Genomic DNA, 17,468 nt, shown 5'->3' with positions numbered 1-17,468 from the left:
TATTAGTTGCCCTGCGGCCAGAGCGGCATGGGGTGGCTTGTCTTGAGTTGCCGCAGGGTTTGTTCACCGGCTCGTGGGGCTAGAGGTAACTCGCTGAGGATTGGGAATTGATTGTTGCTAAGAGCCGCTGCCGTAAGGCTTAACAACTCACGTGGGGTTAAATCGGTTTGCACTTCTTTTGAAAACTCTTTCAGAAGTTTGGGAAGTTTTGCGAGGGTGTTCGGCTGTCGCAATTGTCTAGACAGACCGTTCAGGATCCATTGTTGCCTTTGACGCCGACCGCTTTCTTCTTCAGGACCAGCTCGGTAGCGAACCAATTGTTCTACCTCGTTTCCATTGAGGCTCTGCCGCCCTGCTTGCAAGTCCACCGAATAGTTCTGGGCATTGTCTTTGTGTTTAAAAGGCGCGTTGAGGTTGACCTCCACAGTTCCGAGTCCATCTACAAGGACTCTTAGAGCTTTGCGGGGGATCACCACAAAGCGGTGGGGTTGTCCTTTTGTAAGGCCGAGGATTTCCGCAATCACATCGGCGGTAAGGGCAATACCCCCCCGCCTGTAACTTGACGCTAGTGGTTGCATCCCATTGCTTCCAGGCAGGGTCACAGCGAGTTCAATCGGCAGCTGAAGAACTTCAACAGGTTGCTTGGCCGCTACCTTCACGAGCATCAGGCTGTCTGCATTGGCTGAACCCATCGGTGCAGCTTGGTTTGTGAGATCGTTCAGTTGGTCCGAATCAATGCCCACTAACAAGATGATGATTGGTTCTTTGGGAAGCGGCGCTAGGGAGGTTGCTTTGTCCACTGATGGATCGCCTTTGGCGACTTGATCTGGCTCCGGCCAGAGCAGCCCCAGGGCCGTGCTTGCCAGCCAAAGACCACCCAAGGTCGCAGCTAGGCGTAGCAAGGTACGGCCTGGATATTTCCCCATCCAGTTACCCACGCTCGATGGCGTTCGCGTTCTGCCTGAATCTTGTGTAGGCATCAACTGTGTTGAGGACAGCGGCATCACAGTCTTGCTCAACTACAGCTCCTTAGGGTTAAAAGTCCAATGGCTTTTGGACTAACCGAGACTGCTGACAAGGCATCTTGCGAGTATGTAACGACCCGGCCTAAGTCCTTCCAAGATTGATTGGTGCTAATGGCTGATCTAGATGCTGACTTCGATCAGATTCCACTGTTGTTTTTATTTTCTGGTGTTTTTTGATGGTTGAGGGCAGCTCAGCGTTAGTCCGCACGACCGGGGTGTTACTTCATCCCACAGCACTGCCTGCAAGTCCAGTTTGCGGCAGTTTCGGTGCTCCTTCAAGGGCTTGGTTGCAATCACTTGCTCGCCATGACATCGGCGTGTGGCAGTTGTTGCCTTTGGCTCCTCCTGATGCGACAGGGTCTCCCTACAGCTCCCCTTCAAGCTTTGCTCTTAACCCTTGGTTGCTAGATGCCGATGATCTTGTTGATGAGGATTTCCTGTTCGCATCCGCTCTTAGTGAGTTACCAGGAACAGTTCCTATCCAGAAGCCTTGCGCATCGGTTGATTTTGCTCTGGCTGACCTTCGAAGTCAGCGACTTGGCATAGCCTTAAGGGAGGCTTGGTCAGAGCAGGCTAGAGACCATCATCTTGCCTTTGAGAGTTGGTGTGGCAAGCAGCTCTGGCTTGAGGACCATGTTTTATTTATGGAGCTCCGTCGTCAGCATCAAGGCCTCCCTTGGTGGGAATGGCCGGAAGACTTGGCAGCTCATCAACGTAGGGCTCTCAATGCTTGGAAAGGTCATCATCAGGAGGCTCTGCTTGAACATCGTTTGCTGCAATGGCAGCTTGATCGGCAGTGGCAAGCACTGAGACATCTAGCAGGCGAGCTTGGCGTTTTGTTGTTTGGTGATCTGCCTTTCTATGTTGCGCGCGATAGCGCTGATGTCTGGAGTCATCAGGGCCTGTTTTCGATCTTTCAAGGAGGGGAGCTTGAGATCCAAAGTGGTGTTCCCCCTGATTATTTCTCCAGTACAGGACAACTCTGGGGCACGCCTGTTTATCGCTGGTGGCGGCATCGCTGCAGTGGATTCCATTGGTGGCGTAGCCGCTTTGTGCGTCAATGGCAACAGGTGGATCTCTTACGTCTCGACCATTTCAGGGCGCTTGCGTCTTATTGGGCAGTTCCTGGATCCGATACGACAGCGGAGCACGGGGAGTGGCGGTCTTCTCCAGGTGCAGCTCTATTGAAGCGGCTAAGGCGTGATGCTGGTGGCATCTTGCCACTGGTTGCAGAAGATCTGGGAGTGATTACCCCTGATGTGGAAGAGCTACGAGACCAATTTGGTCTGCCTGGAATGAAAATTCTCCAGTTTGCTTTTGATGGCAATCCCAGTAATCCCTATCTACCTGAAAATATTAAGGGTCATCACTGGGTGGTTTATACAGGCACTCACGACAATCCAACTACGCTGGGTTGGTGGCAGCAGCTTGATCTCGACATCCGTGAGCGGGTCGCAGATCGATTGAAGGGTGTAGTTCATGCCCCTGGTTGGCAGTTGCTGGAGCTGGGCCTAGCGACAGAGGCGTGTTTAGTGATGACCCCTGTGCAGGATTTGCTTCATTTAGATGATGTAGCTCGTTTCAACACCCCTGGCACTGTCGAGGGAAATTGGTGTTGGCGGTTGCCTTGCTTTGATTCAGCTCTTGATGGAGCCCTGAGAGGCTATGGCGAGAGAGGAGCTGTCTGGGGACGTTCGCTTGAATCGGCAGCCGGTTTGCTGACGGCATCTGCGAGTCGGTAAATCCCAGGATGATTGGGTTCGTGAGTATGCGCCTGGCCCTTCCAAATGACGCTGTCCTCAGGAGCAGCTGGAGGCTTGATCTCTAGTAGGAGGGGTGGCCGCAATTGAAGAGTGAGTGTCCCCTGAGCTTCTCTGAGATTTGTGAGATCTTTCCCAGCGCTGTTGATTTTGAGCATACGTGGCTGACTGAGATTGATCTCCAGTAGACCTATCTCACCCTGAGCTTGGTGCTGGATAAGGGTTGCGTTGAGCCATTGTTCTGGAGATCGTTTTTGTGCTTCTTCCAGGGGTCTTAGGCCATAAAGGGCGGGGTTGGATGTCTCGCTTGAGTGTTGATCAGCAAGGGATTCAAGGCTGACTGTGATTGGCGAGAGGGTTTGACTGTTGAGTGCAGCAAGATGCTTTTGCTGGTGATTGAGGGCCAAGAGGCTGCTGAGCATGACCACGCCATAAATCACACTCCCTTGCCAGGTGGTGAAGACATCGATGCTGCCGGGGGTGAATCGCGTTAGGCCCCTGTTGGAATGAGTTTGGTTCCTAGCATTGCGTTCTGGCATGGCCCCGTTGAGGCTGCCTGGGGCTAGTTCAAGATGCTGCTCCAGCAGCGGAAGCATTGAGCACAGATAGGCTGGCTCTGGTAGTCGTTTGACCCACCCCCGTTCAATTGCTTCTAGAACTGGGGTAGTGATTCGTGTTTCTTCAGCTAAATCACGCAGGCTCATTCCACACTGTTCGCGACGCTCTCTGAGTTGACGACCAGCTTCCAGTAATGAGCTCTGGAATATCTGTTGTGGATCTTGTCTGGTTTCGACTTCAGATCTTGATTTTTGCCATGGAAGGTTTAGTCGCATCGGCGTTTCAATTGGATGGCTTTATCAAGCTCATCAACACATTGAGGGCTTGGTGATTTTCAGTAGGGGAGTCCATTCTCTCTCGTTCAGAGCACGCCAGCACCCTTCTGGTAATGCGTCTAGGGCAACATTTGCAATCGCAGTGCGTTGAAGGTCTAATACGGGGTGACCTAGTTGTTCGGCTACGCGACGGATTTGTCGGTTGCGGCCTTCCCTTAGAACCACCTTCAAAAGGCTTTGACTTGGGTGTGATTGCAAAAGCTCTAGTTCAGCGGGCAAGGTTGTTTTCCCATCAAGCATGACGCCATGCCGCCAGCTTGAGAGTACTAGGGCTGAGGGTTTACCTTCCACCAAGACTTGGTAAGTCTTGTCATGTGCATAGCGTGGATGGGTCAATCGCAGCGTGAGCTCTCCTTGGTTGGTGATTAGCAGAGCTCCTCGGCTATCGGCATCAAGTCTGCCTACAGGATGAAGACCCTTGCGTAGTTTGTCGGGCAGCAGGCTGAATACAGTCACTCGCCCGTGGGGATCATGACAACTAGTGATCACCCCCGCAGGTTTGTTGAAAAGCAACACTCTTGTTTCGGTGTTGGAATTGAGCACACGCCCATCTACAGAGATTTTGTCAAGCTCTGGATCGGCCTTGTCGCCAAGCTTGGCAAGATGGCCATTCAACGTTACCCGCTCTTGCAGGAGGAGTTGCTCTGCATGGCGTCGGGAGCAGAGTCCTGACGCTGCAATCAGCTTCTGCAGTCTTTGTTGCTTCATGCCAATGTTTTCAGCATGGCTTTCAGCGGGCGCCGAGACCCAGCTACACCATATCCATCTCCAAGCATTTAATAGTTGGAAGAGTGTTTTGGAAGATGTGGTGAGGTTTTCGAGGGCATCATTATAGATAAGGATTTGCAAGTGCTTGGCGCATCAACAGACTGTCTCTATTGATGGCTCTTGAAGATAAAACGTTAATTCTCGTTTTTAAAGCCTTCTTTATTTTGGCAATGGAGTGGAATTCGTCCGCAAGGCATTGATTTGCTCTTGGCAAACGATGGTAAATTAGGAAACCTGGTTGTTTCGTTATTCAGTATGGCTCCCTTGGCGGTGCTTTCAGATGTCGACCTGGTGCGTTCATACCTGCGCGATATCGGTCGAGTGCCGCTACTGAGCCATGAGCAGGAGATCACGCTGGGTCGTCAGGTGCAGGAGTTGATGTCTTTAGAGCAGTTGGAGTCTGAACTGGAAGGTCAAACAGGTGAGCCAGCGAGTCATAAAGAGCTAGCGAAGGCAGCTGGATTGAGTGCGTTGCAGCTCAAGAAGAAGTTGCAGAGCGGACGACGTGCGAAGGAGCGGATGGTGTCTGCGAACCTGCGCTTAGTGGTGAGTGTTGCCAAGAAGTACACCAAACGGAATATGGAGCTGCTTGATTTGATCCAAGAGGGAACGATCGGCTTGGTGAGGGGAGTGGAGAAGTTCGACCCAACCCGTGGCTACAAGTTTTCGACCTATGCGTATTGGTGGATTCGTCAGGGGATCACGCGTGCGATTGCGGAGAAGAGCCGGACGATCCGTCTGCCGATCCACATCACGGAGATGCTGAACAAGCTCAAGAAAGGCCAGCGAGAGTTAAGTCAGGAGATGGGGCGCACGCCAACAGTGAGCGAACTTGCAGAATTTGTGGAGTTGCCCGAGGAGGAGGTGAAGGATCTGATGTGCCGTGCCCGTCAGCCGATGAGTTTGGAGATGAAGGTGGGAGATGGGGATGAAACGGAGTTGCTTGAGTTGCTTGCTGGGGAAGAGGAGTTACCGAGTGAGAAGGTGGAAGTGGATTGCATGAAAGGCGATTTACGTACCTTGCTAGAAAAGTTGCCCGAGCTGCAGGGTCGTGTGCTGCGGATGCGTTATGGAATCGACGGAGGCGAGCCGATGAACCTCACCGGGATTGCTAAGACTTTAGGAATGAGTCGCGATCGAACACGCCGTCTGGAGAGGGAAGGCTTGGCGTTGATGCGAACCTCTTCGTTTGAACTTGAGGCTTATATGGCGGTTTAAAACTTGCTTTTTAGTTTTATGAGAGTCGACAACCAAAACTAAGGTTTAGGGATTATTCCTGGATTAATTTATCCTAACTCTCGTCCGTATCAGTTGCATATTCTCTTCCCTTTGTTATCGCCTGTTCAGCATGGTATGAATAGAATTTGGTTGGATTATTGCTAAATCTTCGTGCCAATCGATAGATAGCTATTGTGGGATCAGAGCATTGAAGAATGGCAGAAACTTGTATTGTGGAGTAGTTTCTTTTCCCCTGGCGATTCTTATTCTTTATGCCCATGTTTAGGTGGTTCGTGGAGTAAGGGTTTGCAACATGCCATTTGCGACCTTGCGAGGGCTGAAGGTTCGCCTTAGCAGGCTCATTAAGGCCTTGATATCAGATGCGCTTAAACGCTCATCTTTGATCAATGTCATCAGTAGACGACTACGCAAAGTGGTTCCATCTGGGCCAAGTAGCAGTTTTAGGCCTGCTCCTGCAACAGGGATTAGTTCTGCATCTGGTGCTACAGCGTCTTGGCTTATCACTTTCAGCAAACTTTCAATTCGCTCCAGACGTAGGTGCCCATTATTATCGAAAATCACCTCCATCAGTTTCTCTCGCATCTCCATTGAGTCTCCTGCTAGTAGACGTTTGGCCACATATGGGTAGGCAATACCAATAATCTTGAACTCTGGATCTAGCCTTAATGCAAGACCTTCTTGACTAACAACTGCTCGGATGATCAAGGCAAATCTCGCCGGGACTCTGAAGGGATAATCGAACATCAGTTCTGAGAAACGATCGGTGATTGCCTTGAAGTTGAAGGACTCCACTGATTCACCAAGAGAGCCACCAAGTACTTCTTCTAGTGCCGGTATGATTGTCGTTAGATCACTGGTTAGGCTAAGGAAGCCAAGCTTTTGAAAGTCTTTGGCTAGCGCATTAAAATCGTTGTTGATTAGGTGAACTACTGCTCCAGTAAGAGTGAGACGATCGTCATCACTAATTGAATCCATCATGCCGAAATCGCAGTAGGCAAGATGGCCCATCCTTTTACTTTGACCACTGAGGGCAAAAATGTTGCCTGGGTGTGGATCAGCATGGAAATAGCCGAACTCAAAAAGTTGTTGAAGACCGCTGATGACGGCCGTCCTGATCAGTGCTGTTGGATTAAGAAGTTGGGCTTTTAACTCCTTGCGGTCTCGTAGCTTCGTGCCCTCGATCCAGCTTGTGGTTAGTACACGACGGGATGACAGCAATCGCTCCACCCTTGGGACCGTCACCGTTGGGTCTTTGGCGAAAAGAGCCGCAAATCGTTCAGCATTGTTAGCCTCTTGTTCGTAATCAATCTCCTCAAATAGGCTGCGACCGAATTCATCAATGATGTTGCCTAGTCCAAAGCCCAGGTTGAGCGGGAGCACTGGTGCTGACAGCACGCCGAGCAGGCGGATAATGACGAGATCGCGGCGCAAGATGAACGCCAGTTGAGGACGTTGTACTTTCACGGCTACCCATTGATTGCCGTGTAGGCGAGCTTTGTAGACCTGGCCCAGGCTGGCTGCAGCAATTGGTTGGCTAGGAAACTCTTCAAAGAGTTGACTAGCTGGAGCCCCAAGATCTTCTGCCAACGTGGCGAGGGCCGTGGCATGGTTGAAGGCGGGCAAATTGTCTTGGAGGCTGGTGAGTTCCTCGAGCCATTCACGCTTGATTAGGTCTGGTCGGGTGGAAAGGGCTTGGCCCACCTTGATAAAGCAAGGCCCGAGGTTGGTGAGGGTGATGAGCAGTTTTTTTGCGAGCCTTTTTTGTGCCTCTTCGTCGTTGTTAGAGCCCTGAGACAGCACTCTCACCGCCAGTGTGAGCAGTGAGGTGAGCACATGAATGAATCGAGGTATCCACACCCAGGGCCTGGCTAGCAACCAGAGCAGATCATGATTCGCGTCGTAACGCATCGGGGCTTTGCGGGATGCTGAAGCGGACGATGGATTGGAGGTGTTCAACAGACCGCACGGGCACGTTGATCATCAGACTTTAGAAACGGCGATTCACCTTCATGGGCTTTCTTCCCCTGTTGACTCGCGACCGTGGTCGCAGCTTGTATCTCCCCGCTCATGGTCGTGGGGCTGGCTTGCCTGATGATCTGCGTGCAATGTTGCGCCATCGAGCTGGCATCTGGGATCTGCCGGAACTTCCTGAGTTGGGTGGGCCATTGATGCAGCAGGGGGCGGTGGCAGAGAGTCAAAGGCAGGCAGCGATTGCTATCGGGGCTGAGCGGGGCTGGTATGGCGTTAATGGCGCGACAGGCCTCTTGCAGGCTGCTCTCTTGGCAATAGCAAGGCCTGGACAGGCTGTGTTGATGCCTCGCAATGTCCATCGCAGCCTCATTCAGGCTTGTGTTTTGGGCGATCTCACGCCTGTCTTGTTTGACCTCCCTTTCATGGTTGATCGGGGTCATGTGTTTCCCCCTGATGGACCTTGGTTGAAGGACGTTTTGAATGAACTTCCCATCGCTGGTGTTGAGATCGCTGCAGCTGTGTTGGTGCATCCCACTTATCAGGGCTATGCGACGGATCTCAAGCCCATGGTTGTTGAGCTTCATTCTCGGGGTTGGCCGGTATTAGTGGATGAGGCTCATGGTGCTCATTTCGCTAGTCGGGTGGATTCATCTTTGCCTGATTCTGCGATCACAGCAGGTGCTGACTTAATCGTCCACTCATTGCACAAATCTGCTGCCGGTTTGACTCAGACAGCAGTGCTTTGGAGCCAAGGGGATCGCGTTGATCCCAAAGCTGTCGAGCGCAGTCTCGGCTGGTTGCAAACCACCAGTCCAAGCGCACTCTTGCTGGCTTCTTGTGAAGCGTCGCTGAGTGACTTGTGCAAGCCCGCAGGCTTGCACAAGCTGGGAACGCGCCTCAAGGATGCTCGCGAATTGGCGGTTCAACTTCGTCAGTTGGGATTGCCTTTGCTTGAAAACCAGGATCCCTTGCGGCTGATTTTGCACACCGCTGCAGGGGGAATCAGTGGACTTGAAGCAGATGCTTGGCTGATGGCCAGGGGGCTGGTGGGCGAACTTCCAGAACCAGGCTGCCTAACGTTCTGTCTTGGCTTGGCGCCCCAGCGTGGATTGGTCAGGCTGATGCATCGTCGCTGGCGGGGACTCCTTGCAGCCAAAGGTAAGGGCCTGCCTTTGCCAGTCTTTACGCCCCCGCCACTTCCGCGCATTACAGCACCAGCAATGGCTTGCGGCTTGGCTTGGCGCGCTCAAAGTCGGAGAGTGTCGATTGCTGATGCGGTAGGGAGAGTCGCGGCGGAGTTAATCTGTCCCTATCCTCCAGGGATTCCCTTGCTAGTGCCAGGTGAGAAGCTGGATCACAGACGTGTGGACTGGCTTTTAGAGCAGCAGAACCTTTGGCCCGAGCAGATCGCTGGTACGGTAAAAGTTCTGGCCGTGTAAGACCATCAATGGTGTGGGCGTGAGAGCAGAGGCCTTTCGATGGAGATTGGTTGCAGCCGGATCTTCCAGCCAGCGGATTAGCAGTGGTCTGGCTGCCGGAGCGTTCGGTTTGGTGGTGGTTGCTTTAGGGGGTTGGTGGTTCACGGTTGGTTTGGGTGTGATCGTGCACCTTGCTTTGCTTGAGTTTTTCCGCATGGCGAAGTTCACCGGAATTAGGCCGGCGACGAAAACGACTCTTGTGGCCTGTCAGTTGTTGCTGATAAGTACACAGTGGGGAGTGGTTGGCGGCTTGCCATCTGATCTTGCTGCAGCAGTGCTGCCTCTCTCTGGAGCAGCCATTTGTGGTTGGTTGTTGCTTCAGCCAATCACCGGCTCCATTGCCGATATCGCCGCCTCGATCTTTGGGTTGTTTTACTTGGGGTTTTTACCCAGCCATTGGTTGCGATTGCGCAATTTGAGTGCTCTCGATCTTGCTCCTGGGCTGGGTCAGCTTCCTGGCTGGTGTGCAGGCTGGTTGACTTCTGGGATGGCGATCACTTTGGTGGCTTGCTTGATGATCGTCGCTAGTGATATTGGCTCTTATGAATTGGGACGTCGTTTTGGACGCCTACCTTTATCGTCTATTTCGCCTGGCAAGACTGTGGAAGGTGCTGTCGGAGGCCTGTTTTGCGCAATGACTATAGGGGCAGTCGCCGGTGAGCTTTTGGCTTGGCCATTGGGGTTTTTGCTGGGCGTGCTACTTGGAGTTTTGGTTGCATTATTTGCGCTGGTTGGAGACCTGATCGAGTCGATGATGAAACGAGATGCGGGTCTTAAGGATTCTGGTGATGCGCTGCCTGGTCATGGCGGCATCCTTGATCGCATTGATAGCTATCTCTTCACTCCTGCAGTGGTGTATTACGCAGTAACGCTGATCCTGCCTGTCATGAATTAATGCGATCAGGGTGTTACTGATGCGTGACCTTTGAGGTGAAGTTGTCCACCGTTCAGAACGGCTTCTTCAATGTGAATAGCCGGGTCCATGGGTAGTGAAGCTTCTAAATCCAAATCCTGGTGTCTAATCAGCACGGTTCCTTGATCCGCTCTGATTAGAAAACGTCGTCTTGCCGGTTCTTGTTGACCAATCACTTCAGCCTGTAATTCCAAGGTGTCGTTGTTGATTTGAAGTCCTCCAAGAGGCGTTATGCCAATGAGCTCTTCTGCTAGCCAATCGCCAAGCCATCTCCATGGATCTGATAGCAGGACCTGATTGAGGTCTTTGTCCGTGATTGAGACAGTGCCCTGCAGATCGAAGCTTTGCTCGAGAGTCACAACCTGGGCTGATTTGCCGAGGTTCATGTTCAGCCTGAGGGGGCCGCTTTTTAATTCGGCGTAATGCAATGGGAGGCCTTGAAAGATCACTTCCTTGGCCATGAGACTGACTCCTGAAAGACGACCTCTCAATAGCTCCAGAGCAGATCCGTGCAGTTCCAGCTGCAGTTCACCAACGGCATCGCATTGTCGGCGGACCCAAATCTTTAGACCATTGGCGAGGAGTTGCAGTAAAGGGCCGGTACTGGTGGTGGTGGATGAAGGATCTCCCATGGCTAGGACAAAGCTTGAAGCCAGCGTTGGGCGACAATCTTGGGATGGTCGAGATGTGGTAAATGGCCGCAGTTGTCAAGTTCTTCCACGTGAGACCCCAGCAGGGTGAGGGCTTCCCGTCTCTGAGGTCCATTTAGAATACGGTCGTTGGCACCCCAGATCACATGAAGTGGTTGTTGGGGTAGCGGTGTTCCGCAATTGGCGATCCCTCCACTGCGGGCAAAGGCAGCTAGTGATCTCCTCCAGCCTGATACCTTTAGATGAAGGGAAGCGATTTGTTCCTCAGCATCTCCGACGGAGTTTTTGGGATCAGCGAAGGCTTGTCGGCAGATGCTGCGTCGCACAGCCGGTTGACTAAGGATCCATGCGCCCAGTTGATCTAGGCCTGGAGGGATAGGTTTTGGCCGACCTGTTAATCCTGCAGGCGAAAGTAAGAGCAAGCGGTTGATTTGTTTTGGATGACGTCGAGCAAGCTCCATGGCAATAGCACCCCCCATTGATGCTCCGATGACTCCCACTGGAGAATTAGAGGGCAGATGGGCTAGCAGTTCATCGAGGTGACGGATGAGCGCCTCTTGTCCATAGTCAGCTTCAGGGGGACGGGGAGAGAAGCCAAAACCATACAAATCCGGAATCACAAGCTGATGGTGAGGGCTTAATAAAGGCGCTAGGCGTCGGAATTCAAGGAAGCTGCTATCAAACCCATGCAGCAGCAGCACTGGAGCCCCCTCGCCAGTTATCGCTACTGGGTAGGACTCAGGCTCTGAAGTCGAGCATGGGACAAGCCCCGGTAAAGCCCACCACTGAACTTGATTGGCCAGGTCACGGGCTAATGGATCCAGAAGTTGTGGTGTGAGCTTACGTAAAAGGGTCTCTGACGAGGCGATTGTTTGGGCTGCCATTCCAGTTTTGAGGTTCAAGAGGCTGCCATTCGCTTGCTGACTGTGGATTCGACGGGCACCGGGCTATTGTCGCTAGCGTCGAGGAGTGCTTCGAGAAGGGCGCTGGAATTGACGGGAAACGGCAGTTGATGCAGGTCAGAGCCTTGTTGACAGGCAAATTGGCAGACCTCATGCAGCTCGTGAAGACTCAAATTCGATAGGCCCAGATCCTCAAGATTTACAGGCAGATCAAGTCCTTTGAGGAATGGAATCAGCTGTCGCCTTGCCTGTCCGGCCAGTTGATGGCCTCCAATAATCTCCTCAAGACGCAACTGTACGAGAATCCCGTAACCCACCTTTTCTCCATGAAGGACCTCATGGCAATCTTTTAATTGCGTGAGTGCGTTGTGTACCGCGTGGGCAGCGGCAGTACTGCAGCGAGAACCTCCAATCCCTCCGATAAGCCCTGCAGTTAGTGCGCAGGCTTCGGCAACCCTGATCCAGGCCAGGCTGTTTTGATCTTTCAGCGCTTCAGGCCCATCAAGCAGCAGCTGATCGCGCAAGACCCTTGCCATCTGCACAGCTTGTTGAATCAAGCCATCGTTGCTGGAGCCATTGCTGACAGACGCTTCGTACCACTTGGCGATTGCATCTGCGATGCCGCTTGCGAGAGTCCTGGTAGGAGCCTGACGCACGAGACCATGATCAAAGATCATCAGATCTGGACATCGAGCCAGAACTTGATCGCGTTGAAAAGCACCTGTTGGTGAATAGATATTGGCGAGGGCGGTCCAACCGGCACAGGTGGCTGCACTAAGTGGAACTGTGATGCATGGGATGCCTAGCCGATGGGCCAAAAGCTTCCCGGCATCTAGCACCTTGCCCCCACCTGCGGCAATCACACCGTCGCAGGAGTTGTACAAGGCAAGAGCATTGATCCGCTTGAGATCTATCTCGCAACAATCGTGCTTGAGCTCAGTAGGAACTGTGTTGAGTTCAAGGTCCCTGAGGTTGTTGAGTAATCCCTGGCGTAACTCAGCCGTGGCGATGCTGCGTCCAAGAAGTAAAGGTGAGCGGCAAATCGAGGCAATGAGTTGATGGTTTTCTTCCCACGCCCTTTCTCCCCTAACAACCTTTGCGGGGGCGATGGAGTGAGAGCAGTGAGAGACCGCCTCAGGCAAATTGTTTTTGTTCATTGATGTTGGAGAGGTGTCAGACGCTTGCTCCAGCGAGTTCCGGTGTGGCAGCAGTTTTGCTGACATGGCGTACAACGATTTGCTTGTTGTCATCCACATCCATCTCCGCAGCATCACCGTCCTTGATGCGGCCAGTAAGCACTTCCTCGGCAAGACTGTCTTCCATGAGTCGCATGACAGCCCTTCGTAGCGGCCTCGCTCCATAAGAGGGGTTGTATCCCTCTTCCACTAGTCGCTCTTTGAATGCATCTGAAACAGTGAGAGTGATCCCTTTGTCTTGCATGCGAGAGAACACTTCTTGAAGCATGATCTCAGCGATTTCTTTCACCTCATTTCTACTGAGTTGGCGGAAGACGATAATTTCATCGAGACGGTTCAGAAATTCAGGACGGAAGTATTGTTTTAGTTCTTCGTTGACAAGGGATTTGATTCGGTTGTATTGACTGTCTTCTGCGTTTTCACCTGAGAATTCGAAGCCAAGTCCTCCGCCTCCTTTCTCAATCACTTTTGAACCGATATTCGAAGTCATAATGATCAAGGTATTCTTGAAGTCCACTGTTCTTCCTTTGGAGTCAGTTAGTCGACCATCTTCCAATAATTGAAGCAGCAGGTTAAAAACATCTGGGTGTGCCTTTTCGATTTCGTCGAAGAGCACAACGGTATAAGGTCTGCGACGAACAGCTTCGGTGAGTTGTCCCCCTTCGTTGAACCCCACATAGCCAGGAGGTGATCCGATCAGCTTGCTGACCGTATGTCGCTCCATGAATTCCGACATGTCTAGTCGGATCATGGCTTCTTCGCTACCAAAAAAGTAGGTGGCGAGAGCTTTGGTTAGTTCGGTTTTGCCGACGCCAGTAGGGCCTGAAAAGATGAAACTGGCAATGGGGCGATTGGGGTTTTTGAGGCCCACCCTGGCTCGACGGATGGCTTTGGAGACTGCTTTGACGGCTTCATCTTGGCCAATCAGCCTCTGGTGGAGGGTTTCCTCCATGTTTAGGAGCTTCACTGATTCGCTTTCGGTGAGCTTTTGTACAGGTACTCCGGTCCAAGCCGCCACGATGTTGGCAATATCTTCTTCTGTCACCAGTGGTGTTGTGAGATGAGGAATTAATGCAGCTGTTGTCTCTTTTTCAGGTTGAGGCGTTGGCGTCTCATCGCTGGAACGAACAGCATTTTCCGCCTCAGCGGGGGGCGATTCCTCACTACCTTGGCGACTGCTTTGAAGCAGAGTGCGGATCTTCTCTCTTAGCTCAACTTCTTTTTCACGTAATTCCCCGGCTTTGGCGAAGTCCTGATCACGAACGGCATCTTCTTTTTCCTTTTGAACCTTGCGTAATTCTTTGTCAACCTCTTTTGCCGCAGGGGGAAGTTTGGAGTTAAGCAAACGCACGCGGCTGCCAGCTTCATCGATTAAGTCGATGGCCTTATCCGGCAGGAAGCGGTCAGAGATATAGCGATCGCCTAGGTTTGCTGCGGCATCTAGGGCTTCGTCTGTGATTTTTAGGCGGTGATGCTGTTCGTAGCGCTCCCTTAATCCTTGCAGGATCTCAATGGTTTCAGCGATCGATGGCTCGCCAACCATGACCGGCTGAAATCGGCGTTCTAGGGCAGCATCCCGTTCGATGTGTTTTCGATATTCGTCAAGAGTGGTAGCACCAATGCACTGCAGTTCTCCTCTAGCTAGCGCTGGTTTGAGAATGTTGGCGGCATCGATCGCACCTTCTGCAGCGCCTGCCCCAATCAGTGTGTGCACTTCATCGATGACCAGGATCACGTTGCCTGCGGCTTTGATCTCTTCCATGATCTTTTTGAGCCGTTCTTCGAACTCCCCCCGGTATTTGGTTCCAGCAACTAGCAGGCCGATGTCGAGGGTTAGAACCCTCTTTTCTTCAAGGATGTCGGGAATATCTCCCTGTTGGATGCGTTGAGCGAGGCCTTCAGCAATTGCTGTTTTCCCAACTCCGGGCTCTCCAATCAGTACAGGGTTGTTCTTTGTGCGTCTTCCGAGGATCTGAATAACACGATCGATTTCATTTTGTCGCCCGACAACAGGATCAAGCTTGGATTCATTGGCTAGCTGGGTCAGGTTGCTGCCGAATTCATCAAGTGTGGCTGTCTTCGTTGAGCCTTTTCCTCCACCTCCGCCTGCAGTGACCTCGGCGGTTTCTCCGAGCATGCGGATTACTTGGGTGCGCACCTTTGCTAGGTCTACACCAAGGTTTTCGAGGACTCGGGCTGCTACACCCTCTCCTTCTCGGATGAGACCAAGCAGTAAATGTTCTGTACCGATGTAATTGTGGCCAAGTTGTCGGGCTTCTTCTAGAGAGAGTTCTAGTACGCGCTTTGCTCTGGGAGTAAAGGGGATTTCTACTGCGACGAAGCCTGAACCACGGCCAATGATCTTTTCAACTTCAACGCGGGCGTCTTTAAGGTTCACGCTCATTGACTTGAGAACCTTCGCTGCCACACCTGTGCCCTCACCGATCAATCCCAAAAGAATCTGCTCGGTGCCCACGAAATTATGACCAAGACGCCTGGCCTCTTCCTGGGCCAGCATGATCACCTTGATGGCCTTCTCGGTAAACCGCTCGAACATGGTCCGGGGCACGTGAATCTATCTCTAACTTATCAGGGTTGGTGTTGGAATGTGAGCTGTTGGATTATTTGGCCTAGTCCCTTTGCTGCAAGGGAGTTAGTGGTTTCAATAGTAACAATGAAGTGGCTAAGATGTTTGTCTTCGTTGTATTTCCCGGACGGTAATCCGTACTTATTCAAATCTTTTGTCTTGGCTCAGCCTGCTTCCCTAAGCTTCGCCACTGGATCAGAGCATCTTGGCCGTTGCTGTAATAGTGATGACGACATCCTGCTGTCTTGAATCCGCAGCTTTCGTAAAGCCCTCTGGCCGCCGAATTGTTTCTGGCAACTTCGAGTGTGGCGTGGATGGCTCCTGTTCGTTGCCCTTGCTCGAGCAACTTTGATAGCAGCAGACGGGCAAGGCCCTGTCTGCGATGTTGAGGATGAACTCCTATTGCGGTGAGATGAAGTTCGTCTACCACTAGCCAGCCACAGGCCAAAGCAAGCAGTGTTGAAGACTTGAGCACTCCCATGCAGAGACTGCGGGAATCGATCAATTCCTGAATCCATTGCTGTTTGCTCCAGAGTCCATTGAGTGCGAGTTGATTCAGCTCCATGCACGCATTGATCTGTTCCGGCCCTAGATGGATGACTTCCATTGCTTGGATGTCGTGCTTCAACATGCCTAACCCCTTCCTTGGGGGGATTGATCCCTACATTGATCCCTCTAACTAATTTCCTCGTCCATCGCCATGATGTCATCCAGCCCCTATGAGCCTGGGCGGGATCCCCTTAGCCCCAATTGCAACCTCGCGCCGATTACAACCGAACTTGATGCGCAATCACGCTTGATCGTTGGAGGCTGTCAACTGAGCGAATTGGCGGAGTGTTATGGCACCCCTCTCTATGTGCTCGATGAAGCCACTTTGAGGGCAGCTTGTCAGTCATACCGTGGGGCATTACAGCGTCACTATCCAGGGCCATCTCTTCCTATCTATGCCTCTAAGGCCAATAGCTCATTGATGATGAGCAGCCTGGTGGCTTCAGAAGGTTTTGGGCTGGATGTGGTCTCAGCAGGTGAGTTGCTTACCGCTTTGAAGGGAGGTGTGCCAGGCGATTGCATTGTGCTTCATGGCAACAACAAATCTGATCAGGAGCTGCTGCTTGCCTATCGCAATGGCGTCACAATCGTTGCTGATAATCAGCATGATCTGGATCGCCTCTCACAACTGGTGCCTGTTGGAGCAGATCCTGCAAAGTTGATGTTGCGTTTCACTCCGGGTATCGAATGCCATACCCATGAGTACATCCGCACCGGCCATCTTGATAGCAAGTTTGGTTTTGATCCAGATCAGCTGGAATCGGTTCTGAATCAGTTACTCGGCTGTCGCTGGGCACGCTTAACGGGACTCCACGCTCATATTGGATCGCAGATCTTTGAATTGGAACCTCATCAGGATCTGGCAGATGTGATGGCTGGTGCTCTGCAACTGGCTAGGCGCCTGGGTCATCCAGTTATGGATCTCAACGTTGGAGGAGGCCTAGGTGTCAGATATGTCAGCTCTGATGATCCACCTTCAATTGATAACTGGGTCAAGGTGGTTGCCGAGGCAGTGAATCAAGCCTGTCGTTCTCGCAAACTGGATTTGCCCCGGTTGATGTGTGAGCCGGGTCGCTCTCTGGTCGCTGCTGCCGGAGTCACCCTTTATCGGGTTGGATCACGCAAGACCATCCCAGGGCTGCGCACCTATCTTTCTGTCGATGGAGGCATGAGTGATAACCCCCGCCCAATCACGTATCAATCTCTCTATACGGCTTGCCTTGCTGACCGACCGTTGGCCTCGCCAGACGAGACGATCACTCTGGTTGGCAAGCATTGTGAATCTGGGGATGTTCTGCTTAAGGACCTTGCTTTGCCATATGCCAGCAGTGGAGAAGTCTTGGTGGTGTTTGCGACAGGGGCTTACAACGTCTCTATGAGTTCTAACTACAACCGCATCCCACGACCTGCAGCGGTACTTGTTCATTCAGGCCACTCGGAGTTGGTGCAGAGGCGGGAGCAGCCAGAAGATCTTCTGCGATATGACGTTATGCCGGAACGATTTTTAGCGTTAGGCTGAGCAAGCAAGGCTGGGGAG

14 protein-coding genes are annotated in these 17,468 nt (G+C 52.2%); 5 read left to right on the top strand and 9 right to left on the bottom strand.

All coding sequences use genetic code 11. The features are described 5' to 3' along the window. Positions 1 to 2: 2 nt before the first annotated feature. A complete protein-coding gene (locus SIB68_RS04620) occupies positions 3 to 1,019 on the bottom strand; it encodes an LCP family protein (RefSeq protein WP_413681949.1) in 1,017 nt (338 codons plus the stop codon). Positions 1,020 to 1,201: 182 nt separating this feature from the next. On the opposite strand from SIB68_RS04620, the gene malQ reads away from it, so the two are divergent. Further along, complete coding sequence (gene malQ / locus SIB68_RS04615) at positions 1,202 to 2,767, top strand: 4-alpha-glucanotransferase (protein WP_063400298.1); 1,566 nt, start codon at positions 1,202 to 1,204, stop codon at positions 2,765 to 2,767. On the opposite strand, the gene SIB68_RS04610 is transcribed toward malQ, so the two are convergent. Next, a complete protein-coding gene (locus SIB68_RS04610; RefSeq protein ID WP_063400299.1) occupies positions 2,689 to 3,618 on the bottom strand; it encodes a helix-turn-helix domain-containing protein in 930 nt (309 codons plus the stop codon). The two genes, malQ and SIB68_RS04610, sit on opposite strands and share 79 nt — an antisense overlap. 33 nt (positions 3,619 to 3,651) lie before the next feature. Then, complete coding sequence (locus tag SIB68_RS04605) at positions 3,652 to 4,386, bottom strand: pseudouridine synthase (RefSeq protein WP_063400345.1); 735 nt, start codon at positions 4,384 to 4,386, stop codon at positions 3,652 to 3,654. A gap of 315 nt (positions 4,387 to 4,701) precedes the next feature. Here SIB68_RS04605 and SIB68_RS04600 point away from each other — a divergent pair, with 315 nt between their 5' ends. Further along, complete coding sequence (locus SIB68_RS04600; protein WP_413681947.1) at positions 4,702 to 5,664, top strand: RpoD/SigA family RNA polymerase sigma factor; 963 nt, start codon at positions 4,702 to 4,704, stop codon at positions 5,662 to 5,664. A 282-nt stretch (positions 5,665 to 5,946) separates the two neighbouring features. Here SIB68_RS04600 and SIB68_RS04595 read toward each other — a convergent pair whose 3' ends face one another. Next, positions 5,947 to 7,593: an ABC1 kinase family protein gene (locus tag SIB68_RS04595; RefSeq protein ID WP_063399265.1), complete on the bottom strand. Its 1,647-nt coding sequence runs from the start codon at positions 7,591 to 7,593 to the stop codon at positions 5,947 to 5,949. A 101-nt stretch (positions 7,594 to 7,694) separates the two neighbouring features. On the opposite strand from SIB68_RS04595, the gene SIB68_RS04590 reads away from it, so the two are divergent. Continuing rightward, positions 7,695 to 9,095, top strand: coding sequence for a lysine decarboxylase (locus SIB68_RS04590; protein ID WP_063399266.1), 1,401 nt, complete (start codon positions 7,695 to 7,697; stop codon positions 9,093 to 9,095). Between the two features lie 19 nt (positions 9,096 to 9,114). Further along, positions 9,115 to 10,029 (top strand): phosphatidate cytidylyltransferase, encoded by a 915-nt coding sequence (locus SIB68_RS04585; protein ID WP_063399327.1) that lies wholly within the window; start codon positions 9,115 to 9,117, stop codon positions 10,027 to 10,029. 5 nt (positions 10,030 to 10,034) lie between these two features. Here SIB68_RS04585 and SIB68_RS04580 read toward each other — a convergent pair whose 3' ends face one another. From SIB68_RS04580 to rimI, 5 genes are all read right to left on the bottom strand, one after another. After that, on the bottom strand, positions 10,035 to 10,679 hold the full coding sequence (locus SIB68_RS04580) for a DUF2993 domain-containing protein (RefSeq protein WP_063399267.1): 645 nt from the start codon (positions 10,677 to 10,679) through the stop codon (positions 10,035 to 10,037). A gap of 2 nt (positions 10,680 to 10,681) precedes the next feature. Continuing rightward, positions 10,682 to 11,581 carry an alpha/beta fold hydrolase gene (locus SIB68_RS04575; protein WP_063399328.1) on the bottom strand — a complete coding sequence of 300 codons (900 nt, stop codon included), beginning with the start codon at positions 11,579 to 11,581 and terminating at the stop codon, positions 10,682 to 10,684. A gap of 14 nt (positions 11,582 to 11,595) precedes the next feature. After that, positions 11,596 to 12,756, bottom strand: a complete 1,161-nt coding sequence (locus tag SIB68_RS04570) for an iron-containing alcohol dehydrogenase family protein (RefSeq protein ID WP_063399268.1) — start codon at positions 12,754 to 12,756, stop codon at positions 11,596 to 11,598. Between the two features lie 16 nt (positions 12,757 to 12,772). After that, complete coding sequence (locus tag SIB68_RS04565; RefSeq protein WP_063399269.1) at positions 12,773 to 15,352, bottom strand: ATP-dependent Clp protease ATP-binding subunit; 2,580 nt, start codon at positions 15,350 to 15,352, stop codon at positions 12,773 to 12,775. A gap of 175 nt (positions 15,353 to 15,527) precedes the next feature. Continuing rightward, the gene (gene rimI / locus SIB68_RS04560; protein WP_063399270.1) at positions 15,528 to 16,013 is read right to left on the bottom strand and encodes a ribosomal protein S18-alanine N-acetyltransferase; all 486 of its coding nucleotides are present in this window, start codon (positions 16,011 to 16,013) and stop codon (positions 15,528 to 15,530) included. A 69-nt stretch (positions 16,014 to 16,082) separates the two neighbouring features. Here rimI and lysA point away from each other — a divergent pair, with 69 nt between their 5' ends. Next, complete coding sequence (gene lysA, locus SIB68_RS04555) at positions 16,083 to 17,450, top strand: diaminopimelate decarboxylase (protein ID WP_063399271.1); 1,368 nt, start codon at positions 16,083 to 16,085, stop codon at positions 17,448 to 17,450. Positions 17,451 to 17,468 lie beyond the last annotated feature (18 nt).

Origin of the sequence: Prochlorococcus sp. MIT 1323 (assembly GCF_047304905.1) — a bacterium.
GTDB lineage: Bacteria > Cyanobacteriota > Cyanobacteriia > PCC-6307 > Cyanobiaceae > Prochlorococcus > Prochlorococcus marinus_D.
The sequence above is the reverse complement of the archived record's forward strand: the minus strand, read 5'-3'. Positions and strand labels throughout refer to the sequence as shown.

Bases quoted from the DNA above. Each gene is read 5' to 3' on its own strand.
- SIB68_RS04600 (WP_413681947.1), top strand. From the start codon at position 4,702: ATGGCTCCCTTGGCGGTGCTTTCAGATGTCGACCTGGTGCGTTCATAC.
- SIB68_RS04605 (WP_063400345.1), bottom strand. From the start codon at position 4,386: ATGAAGCAACAAAGACTGCAGAAGCTGATTGCAGCGTCAGGACTCTGC.
- SIB68_RS04610 (WP_063400299.1), bottom strand. From the start codon at position 3,618: ATGCGACTAAACCTTCCATGGCAAAAATCAAGATCTGAAGTCGAAACC.
- lysA (WP_063399271.1), top strand. From the start codon at position 16,083: ATGATGTCATCCAGCCCCTATGAGCCTGGGCGGGATCCCCTTAGCCCC.
- malQ (WP_063400298.1), top strand. From the start codon at position 1,202: ATGGTTGAGGGCAGCTCAGCGTTAGTCCGCACGACCGGGGTGTTACTT.
- SIB68_RS04590 (WP_063399266.1), top strand. From the start codon at position 7,695: ATGGGCTTTCTTCCCCTGTTGACTCGCGACCGTGGTCGCAGCTTGTAT.
- rimI (WP_063399270.1), bottom strand. From the start codon at position 16,013: ATGTTGAAGCACGACATCCAAGCAATGGAAGTCATCCATCTAGGGCCG.
- SIB68_RS04580 (WP_063399267.1), bottom strand. From the start codon at position 10,679: ATGGGAGATCCTTCATCCACCACCACCAGTACCGGCCCTTTACTGCAA.
- SIB68_RS04565 (WP_063399269.1), bottom strand. From the start codon at position 15,352: ATGTTCGAGCGGTTTACCGAGAAGGCCATCAAGGTGATCATGCTGGCC.
- SIB68_RS04595 (WP_063399265.1), bottom strand. From the start codon at position 7,593: ATGCGTTACGACGCGAATCATGATCTGCTCTGGTTGCTAGCCAGGCCC.
- SIB68_RS04575 (WP_063399328.1), bottom strand. From the start codon at position 11,581: ATGGCAGCCCAAACAATCGCCTCGTCAGAGACCCTTTTACGTAAGCTC.
- SIB68_RS04570 (WP_063399268.1), bottom strand. From the start codon at position 12,756: ATGAACAAAAACAATTTGCCTGAGGCGGTCTCTCACTGCTCTCACTCC.